Annotated in this window: 13 protein-coding genes; 4 read left to right on the top strand and 9 right to left on the bottom strand. The window is 68.6% G+C overall.

Annotated features, from left to right (window positions below):
• Positions 1-127: 127 nt before the first annotated feature.
• Both AC1Z3W_RS33150 and AC1Z3W_RS33145 read right to left on the bottom strand, forming a co-directional pair.
• Entirely contained in the window at positions 128-793 is a 666-nt protein-coding gene (locus tag AC1Z3W_RS33150; protein WP_124833684.1) for a hypothetical protein, read from the bottom strand.
• Positions 790-2,196, bottom strand: coding sequence for a selenium-binding protein SBP56-related protein (locus tag AC1Z3W_RS33145; RefSeq protein ID WP_483509326.1), 1,407 nt, complete (start codon positions 2,194-2,196; stop codon positions 790-792). The genes AC1Z3W_RS33150 and AC1Z3W_RS33145 overlap by 4 nt, the downstream gene beginning before the upstream one ends.
• Positions 2,197-2,759: 563 nt before the next feature.
• On the opposite strand from AC1Z3W_RS33145, the gene msrA reads away from it, so the two are divergent.
• Complete coding sequence (gene msrA / locus AC1Z3W_RS33140) at positions 2,760-3,323, top strand: peptide-methionine (S)-S-oxide reductase MsrA (RefSeq protein WP_175825057.1); 564 nt, start codon at positions 2,760-2,762, stop codon at positions 3,321-3,323.
• 137 nt (positions 3,324-3,460) lie between these two features.
• Here msrA and AC1Z3W_RS33135 read toward each other — a convergent pair whose 3' ends face one another.
• The 3 genes from AC1Z3W_RS33135 to pdxH form a co-directional block, all read right to left on the bottom strand.
• Positions 3,461-4,780, bottom strand: a complete 1,320-nt coding sequence (locus AC1Z3W_RS33135; RefSeq protein WP_483509325.1) for a DUF72 domain-containing protein — start codon at positions 4,778-4,780, stop codon at positions 3,461-3,463.
• 23 nt (positions 4,781-4,803) lie between these two features.
• Complete coding sequence (locus AC1Z3W_RS33130) at positions 4,804-6,024, bottom strand: class I SAM-dependent methyltransferase (RefSeq protein WP_483509324.1); 1,221 nt, start codon at positions 6,022-6,024, stop codon at positions 4,804-4,806.
• Positions 6,025-6,157: 133 nt separating this feature from the next.
• Positions 6,158-6,802, bottom strand: coding sequence for a pyridoxamine 5'-phosphate oxidase (gene pdxH / locus AC1Z3W_RS33125; protein WP_057929267.1), 645 nt, complete (start codon positions 6,800-6,802; stop codon positions 6,158-6,160).
• Positions 6,803-6,930: 128 nt separating this feature from the next.
• Between pdxH and AC1Z3W_RS33120 the strand changes: the two genes are divergently transcribed.
• Positions 6,931-7,788: a tRNA threonylcarbamoyladenosine dehydratase gene (locus AC1Z3W_RS33120; RefSeq protein ID WP_057929266.1), complete on the top strand. Its 858-nt coding sequence runs from the start codon at positions 6,931-6,933 to the stop codon at positions 7,786-7,788.
• Positions 7,789-7,888: 100 nt separating this feature from the next.
• Here the strand turns inward: AC1Z3W_RS33120 and trxA are convergent, their stop codons facing one another.
• Positions 7,889-8,734 carry a thioredoxin gene (trxA, locus tag AC1Z3W_RS33115; protein ID WP_057929265.1) on the bottom strand — a complete coding sequence of 282 codons (846 nt, stop codon included), beginning with the start codon at positions 8,732-8,734 and terminating at the stop codon, positions 7,889-7,891.
• A 52-nt stretch (positions 8,735-8,786) separates the two neighbouring features.
• On the bottom strand, positions 8,787-9,668 hold the full coding sequence (locus AC1Z3W_RS33110; RefSeq protein ID WP_057929264.1) for a pirin family protein: 882 nt from the start codon (positions 9,666-9,668) through the stop codon (positions 8,787-8,789).
• Positions 9,669-9,945: 277 nt separating this feature from the next.
• Here AC1Z3W_RS33110 and AC1Z3W_RS33105 point away from each other — a divergent pair, with 277 nt between their 5' ends.
• A complete protein-coding gene (locus AC1Z3W_RS33105; RefSeq protein ID WP_173938516.1) occupies positions 9,946-10,824 on the top strand; it encodes an EamA family transporter in 879 nt (292 codons plus the stop codon).
• Between the two features lie 49 nt (positions 10,825-10,873).
• Here the strand turns inward: AC1Z3W_RS33105 and AC1Z3W_RS33100 are convergent, their stop codons facing one another.
• Both AC1Z3W_RS33100 and tsaE read right to left on the bottom strand, forming a co-directional pair.
• A complete protein-coding gene (locus AC1Z3W_RS33100; RefSeq protein WP_057929262.1) occupies positions 10,874-12,400 on the bottom strand; it encodes an N-acetylmuramoyl-L-alanine amidase in 1,527 nt (508 codons plus the stop codon).
• Complete coding sequence (gene tsaE / locus AC1Z3W_RS33095; protein WP_057929261.1) at positions 12,382-12,933, bottom strand: tRNA (adenosine(37)-N6)-threonylcarbamoyltransferase complex ATPase subunit type 1 TsaE; 552 nt, start codon at positions 12,931-12,933, stop codon at positions 12,382-12,384. Before tsaE ends, AC1Z3W_RS33100 begins: the two co-directional genes overlap by 19 nt.
• A 17-nt stretch (positions 12,934-12,950) precedes the next feature.
• On the opposite strand from tsaE, the gene queG reads away from it, so the two are divergent.
• Entirely contained in the window at positions 12,951-14,186 is a 1,236-nt protein-coding gene (gene queG / locus AC1Z3W_RS33090) for a tRNA epoxyqueuosine(34) reductase QueG (RefSeq protein WP_483509323.1), read from the top strand.
• The last annotated feature ends 39 nt before the right edge of the window (positions 14,187-14,225 follow it).

Genomic DNA, 14,225 nt, shown 5'->3' with positions numbered 1-14,225 from the left:
GCGCATTGCGGGGCGAGCGTGCGGTAGCGAACACTGCCGTGCGGCGCTGCAATTGCCGCGGAACGGCCGTTCCGTCGCGTTTTGCCATGCGCCATCCGCGGCCGTGCCGGGCGCCGCACGCCGGACGCTACCGCGCCGCCGCCAGCCCGAGCGACAGCGCGCCCGTCAGGATCAGGCTCGACGCCCACACCGCGTCGAGGTTGAACCAGCTCCGCGCAACGAACTTCAGCCCGAGATAGCGGTACACGAGCCACGCGAGCACGCCGCCCGCGCCGATCATCGCGGCGGCGTGCACGGCCGCGACGACGAGCGCCATGCCGAGATGCGCGTCGACGAGCGTGGCCGCCGCGCGATGGCCGGCGTCCCGGTCGAGCCCGCAGAGCCCGAGATAGATCGGCACCAGCATCAGGCCCGCGCCGTGCGCGAGTGCGACCGCGAACGACCACAGCCCGAGCCGCGCGGGCGGAATCCGCGCGAGCGCACGCGGATGGCGCCGCCGGATCAGCAGCACGGCGCCGAAGCCGATCACGAGCGCGCTCGCGCCGATCCGGATCGCCGACTGCCACGCGAGCAACGCGGCGAGCAGCCCGAACGGCAGCATCACCATGAATACCGCGAGCGCATGACCGAGCGCGAGATAGCCGAGCGCCGCGACGAGCGCGCCGATGCGGCGCGTCATCAGCGCGTTCGACACCGCGAGCGGCCAGCCCATCGCCGGATTGAGCCCGTGATAGACGCCGCTCGCGAGCACGGCCGCCCACAGCGCGAGCGGCGCGGAGAGGCCGGTGCTCAACGCTTGACCGACGGATAGCAGAACGAGTCGGTCGAGCAGTCGCCGCCTTCGAGCCGGATCTGGTGCGCGCGATAGCCGTCGGGGAAGTCGACCCAGTAGTTGTCGGCGAGCGTCAGCCCGCCGTCCGGCCCCGCATGCGCGAGCACCTGTGCGGCTGGCACGCCGTCCGGATAGAACTGGTCGTCCCACGTCGAGTAGAGCGAGTTGGTCCAGTACACGCGCCGGCCGTCGCGGCTGATCTCGACCATCTGCGGGCCGCCCGCGAATGCGCGGCCGTTCGTGTGCGGCGCGCGGTGCACGATCCCGCCGATGCGTACCGACCCCGCGAGCACCGGGTGATGCGGATCCGACACGTCGTACTGGCGCATCTCGCCCGTGCCCCAGCACGACACGTACAGGAAACGGTCGTCGAGCGACAGGTCGATGTCGGTCACGAGCGGCGGCACCGCGCCGAACCCTTTCAGCAGCGGCGGCAATTCGTCGGCCGCGGCCGGCTCGGGCGGGATCGTTGCGGTCTTCTTCACATGGAACTGGCCGTCCTCGCGCCACCAGGTCCAGATCGATCCTTCGAGATTGGTCGTGTCGACCACGACGCCGACGAACCCGTATTCGCGCACCGGATCGTGCGCGGGCCGCACCTCGAGCGCCATCTGGTGCTGCGCGCCGAGATCGATCGTCTGCACGTTGCGCCGCGCGCGCAGATCCCAGAAATGCAGCCGGTGGCCATAGCGGTTCGCGAGCAGGTCTTCCGGCACGATGCCGTTCTCGAATTGCGGCGGCAGCGCCCATTCGCTCGACACCATGTAGTCGCGCGGCAGGTTCCACCAGAAGTCGTAATGCTTGTCCTGCGGGCCGCGGTCGATTTCCCAGCGGCCGAGCACGTCGAAGGTCTCGCAGTCCATGATGAAGATACCGGGCGCACCGTCGGTGCCGTCCTTGCCCGCGCCGCCGAGCGTGCTCACGTAGATGCCCTCGGGGCCGCAATGGACCGTATGCGGGCGCGAATAGCCGGTCTTCGCGAAGATCTCGTCGGGCTCGATGATCTTGTGGATGCGCGCCTGCGTCGGGTGCGGCTTCGTGTCGATCACGTAGATGCGCGACGAGCGCAGGCCGGGGATGATCAGGAAGCGACGCTCGAGAAACGCATGGCCGGTAAGCGGCGACAGCGACGACGAACACGCATTCCAGCCGAAGTGGTGAAACTCGTCGCCGGTGTTCGGCATCGTCACCGTGTGCACGATCTTGCCGTAGGTCGCCGAGCCGGGCTTCACGTCGATCACGGCGAGCGCGTCGGGTCTGGAAAAATCGGGGCTCAGCAACAACGTATAGGCAAATTCTTCCGCCGGCGCCTGCATCGCGAGTTCCGGCGAAGCGTGAAATGTCGGGTCAGGCCGCATGCTCATCGTAGTGCCTCTCTCGGTTGTATCGGATCACGGACGCATGGCCGTTCGCTGCGGGCGTGCGGGTCGAACGGTTGCGAGATGCGAATGCGCCGGCGGCCGCCTGCGTTGGAGGACGCGCGGTGCAGTGCATCAGGTCGGGACAGCGGGGAAGCGTGGTGCAGCGGATCGCCGCGCATGCGGCGCAACGGACACATCGCGACGCAATGGTGCGGTGGAAGCGATGGCGCGCGGGGCGCCGGTCGTCGGGCCCGCAAGGTGGACGGTATCTGCGAAGGCATGCATATCGATGTTCCGGCAGATGATGTTGGCATCAGGGCGGGCATGCATCGGACGCTGCGTGCAGCCGGACGGTGTGCCGTCGCGGCGAAGCGTGCCTAAGTGTAGTCGAGAAACGGGCAGCCGGTGGTGCGCGGCGCGCGTGCGTTTCTGCCGGATTCGTGCGCGAGTGAGATACTTGAACGCGTGCCGCTTCGCGCCGGGCAACCGGCGCGGCGGCGATACGGACCGGCGGCGCCGGCGCGTGCCTGCGTGCGGGCCGCCGTCATCAACGAGGTAATGATTTCATGGTGAACGAGATGCTTGAAACCGCGACCGTGGGCGGCGGGTGCTTCTGGTGCACGGAGGCCGTGTTTCTCGACGTCGACGGCGTGACGGCCGTCCAGTCGGGCTATGCGGGCGGCCATACGCGCAATCCCGGCTATCGCGATGTGTGCGACGGCGACACCGGTCACGCGGAGGTCGTGAACGTGACGTTCGATCCGGCGCGCATCGGTTATCGCGAGATCCTCGAGATCTTCTTCGCGACGCACGATCCGACCCAGCTGAACCGGCAAGGAAACGACGTCGGCACGCAGTACCGTTCGGTCGTGTTCACGCATTCGGACGAGCAGCGCGACATCGCGCTCGACGTGATCCGCGAACTGGAGCGCGAGCACGTGTTCAGGCAGCCGATCGTCACGCAGGTCGTGCCGCTCGACGGCAACTACTGGCCGGCCGAGGACTATCACCAGAACTATTACGCACGCAATCCGGGGCAGGGCTACTGCTCGGTCGTGATCGGGCCGAAGCTCGCGAAATTCCGCCAGAAGTTCTCGCACCGGCTGAAGTCGCTGCGCGGCGGCGCGTAATCGGCCCGCAAGCCTGCAAGCCTGCAAGCCTGCAAGCCTGCAAGCCTGCAAGCCCGCAAGCCCGCAAGCCCGCAAGCCCGCAAGCCCGCAAGCCCGCAAGCCCGCAAGCGGCGCCGGCACCCTACCGCCGCCGACCCCTACGCCGCCTCGCTGCGCCAGTGCGCGCACGCGGCGGCGATCTCGCGTGCAAGCGCGAGGCACGACAGCGGCGCGGAGCCTTCCGCCTTGTTGTTGATCGTGATGATCACCGGCTGTCCGGCCAGCGCGTAGCGCGCGGCCAGCTCGGCGAGCGCGGAGCGCGTGGCCGGATCCTCGTCGACGAGCTTGTCGAACGGCTCGTACTTCGCTTTCGCCTGTTCGTACTTGAACCCGCCATGCAGGCTCCAGCGCACGATCAGCGGGCCCGGCGCATCGCCGTCGAGCAGCGCGAGCGCGGCGGCCTGGCGCAGCGGGTCCGGCATCCGCGCATGCAGGCCGACGCAGTAGCGCACACCCAGCGCCGCGAGCGCGCGGATGAAGCGCGGCGTGAGCAGGCTCGCGTCGCGGATCTCGATCGCGTAGCGCGTGCCGTCGGCGTCCGGCGGCAGCGGCGGCAGCGCCGCGAAGAACGCCGACAGCCGGTCGATCAGCGCGGCCGGTTCGGCGAGCAGTTGATCGGGCATCGGCGAAAACTGGAACACCAGCACGCCGGCCTTCCTGCCGAGCCCTTCGAGGCACGGCTGCACGAATTCCCGGGTGGCGAGCAGCGCGTCGAGAAAGGTCGGGTTCGGGCCCGACGGTTCGCCGCGCCGGCCGCGCACGACCGCGTCGGTGACGGACGCCGGCGCCTTCACGACGAAGCGGAAGTCGTCCGGCACCTGCTGCGCGTAGCGCAGGTAGTCGGCCACCGACAGCGGGCCGTAGAACGACCGGTCGAGACTCACGCTCTTCAGCAGCGGATGCGCGCCGTACGCCTCGAGTCCCTCGCGCGACAGTTTCGTCTGCGCGAAATCGCCGTCATAGACGATGCCGTCCCAGCCGGGGAAATACCACGACGACGTGCCGAGCCGCACATTCGGCGGCAGGGCGGCGGCCGCTTCGGCGACGTCCGCGGAAACCGGCGCGGGCGGCACGCCGCGCCGGCGCTGGCCCTTCTTCGGCGGCGCGGCCGGCGGGGACGGTTCGTCCCACAGCAGGCCGGAGGCGGGAGGCGGTTCCGGTTCCTCGTCGGAGGAAGGGCGGGGCGATGCACGGCTGGCGTGCGCAGGCGGCCTTGCCGGCCGCGCCGCGTCGTGCTCGTGCGGCGTCACGCGTTCGCCGGGGCCGGCAGGGTCGTCGTCATCCGCGGGCGCAGCCGCGCGCGCGTCGTCGGGTGGCCCGCCGAACAGGTCGAACTGCCCGTCGGCGTGCGACCCGTCCGGTGCGTCGCGCTGCTGTCGTTGCGGCGGCGTGTTGCGCCGCGTCCTGCCGTCACCCATGCCTGCCCAGCGTGAAGTGCCGCCTAGCGCGGCAGCGTGTGTTCGTACATGTAGCGCCGCGACCACGGCAGCGTTTTCGCGCTGCGTCCGGCCTTGCGGCACACGATCTGGAAGATCGACACGTCGTCGTGCTCGAACGCATACGCGCAACCGGCGAGGTACACGCGCCAGATGCGAAATTTTTCGTCGTCGACGAGCGAGCGCGCCTCATCCGCCTTCGCCTCGAAGTTCTCGGTCCAGATCTCGAGCGTGCGCGCATAGTGCCGCCGCAGGCTTTCGACGTCAATCGCCTCGAGCCCGCCGCGCTGCGCCGCTTCGAGCGCGAGGCTGATGTGCGGCAGCTCGCCGTCCGGGAACACGTAGCGGTCGATGAATTCGCCGCCGCCGAGGGCCGTCTCGCCGCTTTCCGCGTCGGTCGACGTGATCCCGTGGTTCATCGCGATGCCTTCGTCGGTCAGCAGGTCGTGCAAGCGCGAGAAATAGAGCGGCAGGTTCTTGCGGCCGACGTGCTCGAACATCCCGACGCTCGTGATGCGGTCGAACTGGCCCTCGATCTCGCGGTAGTCCTGCAGGCGGATCTCGATCTTGTCCTCGAGCCCGGCGGCCTTCACGCGCGCGGTCGCGAGATCGAACTGGTTCTGCGACAGCGTCACGCCCAGGCACGTCGCGCCGAACTTCTGCGCGGCGCGCAGCACGAGCGCGCCCCAGCCGCAGCCGATGTCGAGCAGCCGCTGGCCGGGCTCGAGCCGGATCTTGGTCAGGATGTGGTCGATCTTCTTGATCTGCGCGGTCGCGAGATCCTCGTCGCCGTTCTCGAAGTACGCGCACGAATACACCATGTTCTCGTCGAGCCACAGCTGGTAGAACTCGTTCGAGACGTCGTAGTGATACTGGATCGCCTTCTTGTCGGTGTTCTTCGTGTGATTGAAGTAGCGCTTCACGCGCGCGAGCTTGCTTGCGCTGGTGACCGTGCTGCGCGCGAGCGAGTAGCTGATGTTGATGATGTCCGACAGCCGGCCTTCGATGTCGATCTTGCCCTTCACGTACGCCTCGCCGAGATTGTCGAGGCTCGGTTCGAGCAGGAGCGGCAACGCGGACGCGCTGTTGACCTTCAGCGTGACCTGTGGCGCGTTGAAGGTGCCGAAATCGAGTTGATCGCCGTTCCACAGCACGAGGCGCGCCGGTATGTTCGCCTTCGCCCGTACTTCGTCCGCCCACTGTGCCAGCTTCTTTTCCCAGAACATTTGGAATCTCCGTTTGTTCGTTGAATCGAATACAGCCAAGTATCTTGACCGGCGCCCGCCCCTCGCGAGGCGGGTGCCCGGATGCAACACGAGACACGACCGGCATGCGCCGGCACCGCGGCCGCAGTTCGGCTTACGGCGACAGGCGCGAGATCGTCCAGCCGGATGCCGCCGCGGCGTCGCGCGTATAGAGCAGGCGGTCGTGCAGCCGCGACGGGCGGCCTTGCCAGAACTCGATCGCGTCGGGCACGACGCGGTAACCGCCCCAGTGCGGTGGACGCGGCGGGTTCTCGCCGTAGCGAGCGGCCACATCCTTCTCGCGCGCTTCGAGCGTCGCGCGGCTATCGATCACCGCGCTCTGCTCGGACGCCCACGCACCGATGCGCGAGCCGAGCGGGCGCGACGCGAAATAGCGGTCGCTTTCATCGGCACTGGTTTTCTCGATCCGGCCTTCGATGCGCACCTGGCGCTCGAGCTCGATCCAGTAGAACAGCAACGCCGCGTGCGGATGGGCGGCGAGGTCGCGCCCCTTGCGGCTTTCGTAATTGGTAAAGAAGACGAACCCGCGTTCGTCGACGCCCTTGATGAGCACAATTCGGGCCGACGGCCGGCCGTTATCGCCGACGGTGGCGAGCGTCATCGTGTTCGGCTCGGGGAGCTTGGCGGCGAGCGCCTCCTTGAACCAGCGATCGAACTGGGCGAAGGGGTCGGGGGCGGCATCGGCTTCGTCGAGCGAAGCACGCGAATAATTGATGCGGAGATCGGCGAGAGTCGTCATGTTATGCAAACGCTTCAATCTGGGGCCAGTATAGCGAACGCGCGAGAATCGTGCGTGCACAGTGGCGCGTACGGGCGGGGAGTTCAGGCAAAATAGAGGGCTGCTCGACTTACGTTTTCCTTGCTGCCATGTCCGCTGCCGACACTGCCCCGCCCAGTTCCTCTGATCTTACCCCGACCCCGACAATCCAGCTTGACGTGGATCGCGAACGCCGCTTCGGCGGCATCGCGCGGCTGTACGGCGCCCCTGCGCTCGCCGCGTTCGAGGGTGCGCACGTTGCCGTGATCGGCATCGGCGGCGTCGGATCGTGGACGGCCGAGGCGCTCGCGCGCAGCGCGATCGGCACGCTGACGCTGATCGATCTCGACAACGTCGCCGAAAGCAATACGAACCGGCAGATCCACGCGCTCGACGGCAATTACGGCAAGCCGAAGGTCGACGCGATGGCCGAGCGGATCGCGCTGATCGATCCCGCGTGCCGCGTGAACCGGATCGAGGACTTCGCGGAACCCGAGAACTTCGACACGTTGCTCGGCGGCGGCTTCGACTACGTGATCGACGCAATCGACAGCGTGCGCACGAAGGTTGCGCTGATCGCGTGGTGCGTTGCGAAAGGGCAGCCGCTCGTCACGGTCGGCGGTGCCGGCGGGCAGCTCGACCCGACGCGCATCCGCATCGACGATCTCGCGCTGACGATCCAGGATCCGCTGCTGTCGAAGGTGCGCGCGCAGCTGCGCAAGCAGCACGGCTTTCCGCGCGGGCCGAAGGCGCGCTTCAAGATCAGCGCCGTGTATTCGGACGAGCCGCTGATCTATCCGGAAGCGGCCGCTTGCGACATCGAGGACGGCGCGGAGCCGTCTGCTGCCGCGCATGTCGCGGGGCTCAATTGCGCGGGGTTCGGTTCGAGCGTGTGCGTGACCGCGAGCTTCGGTTTCGCGGCCGCCGCGTATGCGCTGCGGGCGATCGCGGCGCGGGCCGCGGGCTGATCCGCAAATCGATCGGCGCGCGACGGCATGCTGCGGCGCGGCAGGCCAGCCGCGCGCGACGACGATGCAGCCGGGCCATGGCGGCCCGGCCGGCCGTTCGTCAGTTGAGCGCCATGCTCAGCTTGCGCCGCCATGCGGCGACGAGCTCGGGGCGATCGCCCGCCAGCTCGAACACCGAAATCATCGTGCGGCGGCCGAGATCGTCGCCATACGCGCGATCGCGCAACACGATTTCCAGCAATTGCTCGAGCGCGCCTTCGTACGCGCGTCGCGCGATCAGGCTCTGCGCGAGGTCGAAGCGTGCGTCGAGATCGGCGGGGTTCGCCGCGATGCGCGCTTCGAGCGCGTCGGTCGGCGGCAGGTCGGCCGTCGCGTCGAGCGCATCGAAACGGGTCTTGATCGCCTGGTAGCGCGGATCGGCACCCTGTACGGTCGGCGACAGGCGCTCGGCCTCGGCGCGCGCGGCCTCCACCTGGTTGCTCGCGAGCAGCAGCTCGATCAGGTCGAGCCGTGCGTCGTCGTAGCCGGGGTTCAGCGCAAGCGCCGCTTCGAGGTGGGTGAGCGCATCGTCGTAGCGCGACTCGGCGATCGCGTATTGCGCGGCGCGGCGTTCGGCTTCGTCGGGCGCCGGCAGCAGCCGGTCGAGGAATGCGCGCAACTGGCCCTCCGGCAGCACGCCGACGAACTGGTCGACCGGGCGCCCGTCGGCAAACGCGATCACGTGCGGGATGCTGCGCGTCTGGAAGTGCGCGGCGAGCTCCTGGTTCTCGTCGACGTTCACCTTCACGAGCTTCCAGCGGCCTTCGTAGTCGGCTTCGAGCTTTTCGAGCAGCGGACCGAGCGTCTTGCAGGGGCCGCACCACGGCGCCCAGAAGTCGACCAGCACGGGCGTGTCCAGCGACGCCTCGATGACGTCTTTCTCGAAAGTGGCAAGCGTGGTGTCCATGTCGTTCTCTTCCGTTCGAATGTCGTCAGGATGGGGGCGGCGCGCCCTTTTTTCAACGCGGCTTCGATTCGGGCAGCGGAATCCACTCGGTTTCGCCGGGCACCTTGCCCATTTCCTGGTTCGTCCAGGCCACTTTCGCGCGCTCGATCGCGTCGCGGCTGCTGGCAACGAAATTCCATTCGATGAAGCGTTCGCCGTCGATCTTGTCGCCGCCCAGCAGCATCGCGCGTGCACCGTTGACGCTCGCGAGCGTGACGGTTGCACCCGGCGCGAGCACGGCCATCTGCTCGGCCGGCACCGGCGTGCCGTCGATCGTCAGGTCGCCGTCGACCACGTAGACCGCGCGTTCCGCGTGCGACGCGTCGAGTTCGAGGCGGCCGCCGGCCGCGAATTCGGCGGCGACGTACAGCGTGCGCGAGAACGTCGTGACGGGCGAGCGCAGGCCGAACGCGTCGCCGGCGATCACCGTCAGCGACACGCCGTCTTCGTTGCGCTTGGGCAGCGTGTCGGCCGCATGGTGCTCGAACGACGGCTCGGTGGTCTCGTGGGCGACGGGCAGCGCGACCCAGGTCTGGATCCCGTGCACCGTATGGCCGCTCGCGCGCTGCGCGTCGGGCGTGCGCTCCGAATGGACGATGCCGCGGCCGGCCGTCATCCAGTTCACGTCGCCCGGTACGATCTCCTGCAGCGAGCCGAGGCTGTCGCGGTGCAGGATCGCGCCGTCGAACAGGTAGGTCACGGTGGCAAGCCCGATGTGCGGGTGCGGACGCACGTCGAGCCCGGTGCCGGCCGGCAGCGCCGCGGGCCCCATGTGATCGAAGAAGATGAACGGTCCGACGAGGCGCGCGGCGAGCGCGGGCAGCGTGCGGCGTACCTGCAGGTTGCCGATGTCGCGGATGTGCGGCTTCAGCAAGGCTTTGATCGGATCAGTCATGACGGGCCTCGTGCGGAACGGCTGGAATGCCGGTCATTGTACTGGCGTCGCCGCGGCGAAGCGCGCAACGGCCGTGACGCGCGCGCAGTCCGGCGGTGTCGGTGCAGGGGCGGGCACGCGCGATGTGGTTTTGCGGTTTTCCGCTGCCGCTCAGTTGCCGCTCAGTCACCACACGTTGCCGATTCCATGCGCGCCGTGCGGGTATCGGGCCATGCGGCGAAACCCGGTAGACTGACCGGCTTCAGAACGACCCGTCGAAATCGAGGAGACGCCGATGATGGCCCCGAAGGACTTGCTGCTCGCGCTGGTCGTGATCCTGGCGTGGGGCGTGAACTTCGTCGTGATCAAGGTCGGCCTGCACGGGATGCCGCCGATGCTGCTCGGCGCGCTGCGCTTCACGCTCGCGGCGGTGCCCGCGGTGTTCTTCGTACGCCGGCCGCAGATTCCGTGGCGCATGCTGATCCTGTACGGCGCGACGATCCAGCTCGGCCAGTTCGTATTCCTGTTCACCGGCATGTACGTCGGCATGCCGGCCGGCCTCGCGTCGCTCGTGCTGCAGTCGCAGGCGTTCTTCACGCTGGTGTTCGCGATGCTGTTCCTCGGCGAGCGGCTGCGCGTGCAGAACCTGATCGGGCTTGCGATCGCCGCGGCCGGGCTCGTCGTGATCGCGGTGCAGGGCGGCGGCGCGATGACGCTCGCAGGCTTCCTGCTGACCATCTGCTCGGCCGCGATGTGGGCGTTCGGCAACATCGTCACGAAGAAGGTCGGCCGTGCGAACCTCGTGTCGCTCGTCGTGTGGGCGAGCCTCGTGCCGCCCGTGCCGTTCTTCCTGCTGTCGCTGTGGTTCGAGGGGCCGCAGCGGATCGAGGCCGCGCTGGTCGGGCTGGACGGCGCGTCGATCTTCGCGGTCGTCTATCTCGCGTTCATCGCGACGCTCGTCGGCTACGGCTTGTGGAGCCGGCTGATGTCGCGCTATCCGGCCGCGCAGGTCGCGCAGTTCTCGCTGCTGGTGCCGATCGTCGGGCTCGCGTCGTCGGCGCTGCTGCTCGACGAGCACCTGACACGGGCGCAGCTGATCGGCGCCGCGCTCGTGATGGGCGGGCTTGCGGTGAACGTGTTCGGCGGGAAGCTGATGCGCCGCTTCGCGGCGTCGTGACGCGCCGGCACGCAGCGCGTGCCGGCGGCGCGGGAGGAGCGGCCGTGCTTCAGGCCATCCGGCTCTTCGCGAGCGGCGGATTCGCGGCAAAGTAACGCTTGATGCCGCGGAAGATCGCGTCGGCCATCTCGTCGCGATAGCTGTCGTCGTTGAGCCTGCGCTCTTCGTCCGGGTTGCTGATGAACGCGGTCTCGACGAGGATCGACGGAATGTCGGGCGCCTTCAGCACCGCGAATCCGGCCTGCTCGACCGAGCCCTTGTGCAGCTTGTTGATGCCGCCGACTTCCTTCAGCACGTAGTTGCCGTAGCGCAGCGAATCGCGGATCTGCGCGGTCGTCGACATGTCGAACAGCGCGCGGCTCACGGCTGCGTCCTGCGTCTTGATGTTGATGCCGCCGATCAGGTCGGACGAGTTCTCCTTGTTCGCGAGCCAGCGCGCGGCGGCGCTCGACGCACCGTGGTCGGACAGCGCGAATACCGACGAGCCGCGCGCGGACGGCGTCGTGAACGCATCCGCGTGGATCGACACGAAGAGATCCGCGCCGACGCGGCGTGCCTTCTGCACGCGCACGTTCAGCGGCACGAAGAAGTCGGCGTCGCGCGTCATCATCGCGCGCATGTTCGGCGCGCCGTCGATCTTCGCGCGCAGTTTCTTCGCGATGTCGAGCGCGATGTGCTTCTCGTATGTGCCGCCGCCGCCGATCGCGCCCGGATCCTCGCCGCCGTGGCCCGGATCGATCGCGACCGTCAGCAGGCGCACGGTGCCGCCCTTGCCGGATTTCGGCGCGGTGAACTTGTAGGTGTCGCCGTCGTCCTCGCTGTCGTCGCGGCGCGCGATGACGGGCGGCGGCTTGACGGCCGGCTTCGCGGGCGTGGAAGGCGTCGTGGCGGCCGGTGGCGTGCGCGGCGTGGCCGGCGTATTCTGCGCGAAGCGCTGGAAGAACGCGTCGCTGTTGTCGCCCGTGCCGGGCGGCGGTGTGGCCGGGCCCGCGAGCGCGGTCGGCGGCTGCATCTGCTGCGCGCGCGCGGAGTCGTTGAGCGCCTGTTCCTTGCGTTCGGTCTGCGCGATCAGGTCGGTCAGCGGATCGGGCGCGACGGCCGGATACAGGTCAAACACGAGCCGGTACTTGTAGGTGCCCACCGGCGGCAGCGTGAACACCTGCGGTTTCACCGAGCCTTTCAGGTCGAACACCATCCGCACGACGTGCGGCTGGTACTGGCCGACGCGCACCGACTGGATCTGCGGATCGTTCGGCGCGATCTTCGACACGAGGTCACGCAGCGCCTGGTCGAGATCGAGCCCGTTCAGGTCGACGACGAGCCGGTCGGGCCCCTGCAACAGCTGTTGGCTATTCTGCAGCGGCTGGTCGGATTCGATCGTGACGCGCGTGTAATCGCGCGCCGGCCACACGCGCACGCCGAGCACCGACGACGCGTGCGCGAGCCGCGGTGCGACGAGACCGAGCACCAGCGTCGACGCGCCCGCGCACAGGATCTGGCGGCGCCGCCAGTTGTGCGTCGCGGTGGCCGCCGATTCGATCGAGCGGAACGGTTTGATCAACATCTTTCGAGACATGCCTTTCCTGAAGCGCTGTACGCCCGGACGGTGAGGGCGCGGCCGTCGCCATCCACGTCGAGCGAGAAAACCAGATCGGGCACGCCGAGCAGGGTGCCCGCCTGTTGCGGCCATTCGACGAGACAGATCGCGCTGGAATTGAAATATTCGCGAAAGCCTGCGTCGGACCACTCGGCCGGATCGTTGAATCGATACAGATCGAAGTGATAGACCTCAAGTTCCCCGTCGTCGCGTGCGAACGCATAGGGTTCGACGAGTGTGTAGGTCGGGCTGCGTACGCGTCCCGGGTGGCCGAGGCCGCGCAGGATCGCGCGCACGAGGGTCGTCTTGCCCGCGCCGAGGTCGCCGATCAACTGGATCTGCAGCCCGTCGAACGCGTGCGCGTGGGCGAGTTCGCTGCGTGCCGCGTCGAGCGCGTGCGCGAAGCGGGTGCCGAAGGCCTCGGTCGCCGCTTCGTCGGCGAGTGCGATCACGCGCTCCGCGAGCGGGGCGGGCAGCGTGTCGGCATGAGGCGTATGGGACGTGGCTGGCATTCTCGTAAAATAGTGCGATGAACCGATTACCGGAACTCGCCGCATCCGACAGGCCTTCGACTCGTGCCGAAGGCGCGGCGCCGTGCGCGCTCGATGATGCGACGTTGACCGCGCTCGCCGCTCGCATCAGGGCGTGGGGGCGCGAATTGGGTTTCGGGGCGATCGGCATCAGCGATACCGATCTCTCGGATGCCGAAGCAGGCCTCGCCGCCTGGCTGGAAGCCGGGTACCACGGCGAAATGGATTATATGGCGAAACACGGGATGAAACGCGCGCGGCCGGCCGAACTTGTGGCCGGTACGCGACGCGTGATCTCCGCGCGGCTCGCCTATCTGCCGGCCGAAACGCTCGCCGCTGGCGCGCCCGATGCATCATCCGGCGCGCTCGCGCCGCAGGATTGGCGCGCACGCGAGCGCGCGCGTCTCGACGATCCTCAGGCGGCCGTCGTGTCGATCTACGCACGCGGCCGCGACTATCACAAGGTGCTGCGCAACCGGCTGCAGACGCTCGCGGAGCGCATCGAGCGCGAGATCGGCGCATTCGGCTACCGCGTGTTCACCGATTCGGCGCCGGTGCTCGAGGTCGAGCTCGCGCAGAAGGCCGGCGTCGGCTGGCGCGGCAAGCACACGCTGCTGCTGCAGCGCGACGCGGGTTCGCTGTTCTTCCTCGGCGAGATCTACGTCGACGTTCCGCTGCCGACCGACGCGCAAACGGCGCCCGACGTCGCGCCCGAGACGCCCGGCGCGCACTGCGGCAGCTGCACGCGCTGCATCGGCGCATGCCCGACCGGCGCGATCGTCGAGCCGTATCGCGTCGACGCGCGCCGCTGCATCTCGTACCTGACGATCGAACTGAAAGGCAGCATTCCGGAGCCGCTGCGGCCGATGATCGGCAACCGCGTGTACGGCTGCGACGACTGCCAGCTCGTGTGTCCGTGGAACAAGTTCGCGCAGGCCGCGCCCGTCGCCGATTTCGACGTGCGGCACGGGCTCGACCGCGCGACGCTCGTCGAGTTGTTCGGCTGGGACGCCGACACGTTCGATACGCGGATGCAGGGCAGCGCGATCCGGCGCATCGGCCATGAAAGCTGGCTGCGCAATCTCGCGGTCGGGCTCGGCAATGCGTTGCGCGCGCCGGCCGACCGGCTCGCGCCCGATGCGCGCGACGCGATCGTCGCCGCGTTGCGCGCACGGGCCGACGATCCGTCGCCGATCGTGCGCGAGCATGTCGAGTGGGCGCTGCGTGCCGCATGAAGGCGGCGTAAAGTGTCGTCGGCGCGCGGCGGCGCCGCG

Source organism: Burkholderia sp. 10_S31 (genome assembly GCF_056930375.1).
Note: the sequence above shows the minus strand (reverse complement) of the source record. Positions and strands in the feature narration are given on the sequence as shown.

Coding starts and splice junctions, on each gene's coding strand:
- AC1Z3W_RS33145 (WP_483509326.1), bottom strand. CDS start 2,196: ATGAGCATGCGGCCTGACCCGACATTTCACGCTTCGCCGGAACTCGCG.
- msrA (WP_175825057.1), top strand. CDS start 2,760: ATGGTGAACGAGATGCTTGAAACCGCGACCGTGGGCGGCGGGTGCTTC.
- AC1Z3W_RS33135 (WP_483509325.1), bottom strand. CDS start 4,780: ATGGGTGACGGCAGGACGCGGCGCAACACGCCGCCGCAACGACAGCAG.
- AC1Z3W_RS33130 (WP_483509324.1), bottom strand. CDS start 6,024: ATGTTCTGGGAAAAGAAGCTGGCACAGTGGGCGGACGAAGTACGGGCG.
- pdxH (WP_057929267.1), bottom strand. CDS start 6,802: ATGACGACTCTCGCCGATCTCCGCATCAATTATTCGCGTGCTTCGCTC.
- AC1Z3W_RS33120 (WP_057929266.1), top strand. CDS start 6,931: ATGTCCGCTGCCGACACTGCCCCGCCCAGTTCCTCTGATCTTACCCCG.
- trxA (WP_057929265.1), bottom strand. CDS start 8,734: ATGGACACCACGCTTGCCACTTTCGAGAAAGACGTCATCGAGGCGTCG.
- AC1Z3W_RS33110 (WP_057929264.1), bottom strand. CDS start 9,668: ATGACTGATCCGATCAAAGCCTTGCTGAAGCCGCACATCCGCGACATC.
- AC1Z3W_RS33105 (WP_173938516.1), top strand. CDS start 9,946: ATGGCCCCGAAGGACTTGCTGCTCGCGCTGGTCGTGATCCTGGCGTGG.
- AC1Z3W_RS33100 (WP_057929262.1), bottom strand. CDS start 12,400: ATGTCTCGAAAGATGTTGATCAAACCGTTCCGCTCGATCGAATCGGCG.
- tsaE (WP_057929261.1), bottom strand. CDS start 12,933: ATGCCAGCCACGTCCCATACGCCTCATGCCGACACGCTGCCCGCCCCG.
- queG (WP_483509323.1), top strand. CDS start 12,951: ATGAACCGATTACCGGAACTCGCCGCATCCGACAGGCCTTCGACTCGT.